This is a genomic window from Escherichia sp. KTE31 (assembly GCF_000407925.1).
GTDB classification, from domain to species: domain Bacteria; phylum Pseudomonadota; class Gammaproteobacteria; order Enterobacterales; family Enterobacteriaceae; genus Escherichia; species Escherichia ruysiae.
In genome coordinates this window covers 1-3,215 of the sequence record NZ_KE136730.1, presented here as the reverse complement: position 1 = coordinate 3,215, position 3,215 = coordinate 1, and the positions used below count along the sequence as shown (strand labels likewise).

The window sequence follows — 3,215 nt, the reverse complement described above, 5'->3', positions numbered from 1 at the left end:
ATCTAAACGCCATCACGACGCGCTCAGACGCTGAAAAAATAAAATCAGCACCACCGCCAGCGCGCAGTGCTTTCCCCGCCTCGCCCGCCCGCTTCACGGGGCGGTTTTAATGCACCTTAATAAAACTAATGAGCCATCAGTATTTCCAGTCAAAAGCCAAGCCATATCACAGTTTCCCTTAATGCAATCTCATGCACCCTTGAATGCAACGACTATAAAATGTAAAAAAGCGTTTCGTATGAACTCATTGCATACAAATAGCACATTTAAGGAAAAATAATGACTGTACGTCTTGCTTCAGTTTCAATTAGCAACTTTCGTTCTTGTAAGTCAACATCGGCTATTTTGCGCCCCTTCACTGCTTTAGTTGGTTATAATAACGCAGGAAAATCAAATATTATCTTAGCAATTAAGTGGCTGTTAGATGGCTCTTTGATTTCAGAATCAGATGTGTACGATCCTACACACCCCGTATCCGTTGAAGGCGTTATTCAAGGTATAACAGATGATACTCTGTCTTTGTTAACAGAAGAGAATCAACAAAAAATAGCTCCGTTTATAATTGACGGGACTCTTACCTTTGCAAGAAGACAGGAATTTAATAAGGAAACAGGAAAAGCCAAAAAAAGTCTGGATGTATATGACGGTACCACGTGGAAGAAAAACCCTGGCGGCATAGATGGTGCAATCTCCAATATATTTCCGGAACCAATTCATATCCCTGCAATGTCTGACGCTGTCGAAGACTCAACAAAATGCAAAAACACGACCACAATAGGAAAGATACTTTCCGCAATTGTTTCTGAAATAAAACAAGAACACGAAGAAAAATTTTCAAAAAACATATCAGAAATAGGTAAATATCTTTCTCACAACGGTGAGAACAGATTAGAAAGCCTTAATAAAATAGACTCAGGTGTAAATAAAAAAGTAAACCAATTTTTTCCTGACGTAAGTGTAAAGTTACACTTTCCCACACCGACATTAGATGAGATATTTAAATCCGGCACTCTGAAAGTTTTTGAGTCTCGGGAAGATGAACCGGTAATGAGAGATATCAGCCGATTTGGTCACGGAACACAACGTTCCATTCAAATGGCATTAATTCAATACCTGGCCGAAATAAAAAAAGAAAACAGCGAATCAAAAAAATCAAACACTTTGATTTTCATTGATGAACCTGAGTTATATTTACACCCTTCAGCCATTAATTCTGTCAGAGAATCACTTGTCACATTAAGTGAATCAGGGTATCAGGTTATAATATCAACTCACTCAGCCAGTATGCTTTCTGCAAAGCATGCAGCAAATGCGATTCAGGTTTGTAAGGATTCTAATGGAACCATAGCAAGGAAGACTATATCTGAAAAAATCGAAGAATTATATAAATCTTCATCACCGCAATTGCACTCAGCATTCACGCTTTCTAATTCATCATACCTTTTATTTTCTGAAGAAGTTTTGCTTGTTGAAGGGAAAACAGAGACAAACGTTCTATATGCACTTTATAAAAAAATTAACGGACATGAACTCAACCCGAGTAAAATCTGCATTGTTGCCGTTGACGGTAAGGGTAGTTTATTTAAGATGTCACAAATCATCAATGCCATCGGCATAAAAACAAGGATTCTAGCTGATTGTGATTTCTTATCAAATATTCTATTAACAGAGCATAAAGACTTACTTAGTACTGAATGTGATAATCTATTGACTGCTTTGATTGAATCAATCAACTCAGGAGAGCTTAGTTTAAATACAAAAGTTACTACTTTTGAGTCATTCAAAAGCATTTCAAGCAAAGACTTCATCAAAATATGTAACCATGAAAAAACACAAAAGCATATACATGAAATACATCAAAAATTGAAAGATAACGGAATCTATATATGGAAATCCGGTGATATAGAGGCTGTTTATGGATTTGGTAAAAAACAAACTGAATGGGATAGTCTTTTAGATTGTTTATGTGATGAAAGCAAAGATGTTAGAGCAGTAATAAAAAAATATGATGAAATGGAAGATTTCATAAAATGGATTTAACTTAATCTGATACTATTACAGCACAGTACTAAACCAATAGTGATAGGCTGTGCTTTACCCAAGGATGGTGATTTCAAAATCAGAATGTGCTATAAGTACGTCAATCTAGTAACCTAAACACACAAACAAATCAATCATTAAGATTTATAATTCTGGAATATAAAAGGTGTTGATATGAATAACATGGATATTGTGAAAGCTGTAAAAGATGGAATGAAAAAGTCAGCCGACGCAACTTATTTAATGGATTTCAGGTCTGGTGCAAAAATAAACACTGAATATGTAGCTACCGTATCTATAGGTCTATCGTTGTTAGAAATAAAATCTTTTCGCCATGGTGATTACAAAGTTATATTTGAGTACCATACAAATAAATTCATTAATGCAACAGTTCCTTTATCGAAACGGTCTGACCCCCAAAAAATATTCTCAAAAAAAACTGTCAGAAAAAACACAAACACAACAAGATCAGGCAGAATTGATATTGCCATATTGGACAGCAGACCATTTTTCGACATTCCAATATGTGCAATAGAAGTTAAAGGAAATGCCCCCTGTAAAAGTCTTTTATTTTCTGACATAAGAAGAAATCTTGAATACTTTAAACACACAGGCCCTACAGGAAATTCAAGTCTTGGCCTAGCATTAAACTGTTCATTCCATTCATACAATGATTCAACTAAAAAAAATTACTGCACTACAATCCACCATAAGGAAGACATGATAAGGAAATTAAAAAACAAATATAAAAAATACATATCCGAATTAAATGAAGAAATTCCAGACGATATATCTGTTACAATTGATGTTTTTACAGCAGCAGAGCATTTACTATCTCCTGATGCTGACCAATATGAATACGAATCACATATAGATGACTTACATTTGACGCTTGGCGTTATGGTTATATTCGAACGAAAATCGATACTCAATTGATATCATTTGTGGCTTAGAATAATTTGCTTATTTACAATTTAAAGCAAATATATTGCCACCGTTCTTCGCCTTAGATTTATAAAAAATGTGGAGGATACTGCCAGCTTGACAGTCAGCGGCAGTATCTCACCTAGTATTCTGTGCAGCAAGACATAATCTTCCAGCCAGTCTGACAGGTCAGTAACATCTGTTATCCGGGCTTCAACCTTTCGCCCCGTATACACACCCTGCACCCATTC

2 protein-coding genes and 1 pseudogene are annotated in these 3,215 nt (G+C 35.6%); 2 read left to right on the top strand and 1 reads right to left on the bottom strand.

The window, feature by feature from the left end:
• Positions 1-279 precede the first annotated feature (279 nt).
• Both WES_RS00005 and WES_RS00010 read left to right on the top strand, forming a co-directional pair.
• Complete coding sequence (locus WES_RS00005; protein ID WP_015979595.1) at positions 280-2,040, top strand: ATP-dependent nuclease; 1,761 nt, start codon at positions 280-282, stop codon at positions 2,038-2,040.
• A gap of 174 nt (positions 2,041-2,214) precedes the next feature.
• Positions 2,215-2,976 carry a hypothetical protein gene (locus tag WES_RS00010; protein ID WP_015979594.1) on the top strand — a complete coding sequence of 254 codons (762 nt, stop codon included), beginning with the start codon at positions 2,215-2,217 and terminating at the stop codon, positions 2,974-2,976.
• Positions 2,977-3,014: 38 nt separating this feature from the next.
• Here WES_RS00010 and WES_RS00015 read toward each other — a convergent pair.
• Positions 3,015-3,215, bottom strand: a pseudogene (locus tag WES_RS00015) (hypothetical protein); the annotation flags it as partial.

Coding starts and splice junctions, on each gene's coding strand:
- WES_RS00010 (WP_015979594.1), top strand. CDS start 2,215: ATGAATAACATGGATATTGTGAAAGCTGTAAAAGATGGAATGAAAAAG.
- WES_RS00005 (WP_015979595.1), top strand. CDS start 280: ATGACTGTACGTCTTGCTTCAGTTTCAATTAGCAACTTTCGTTCTTGT.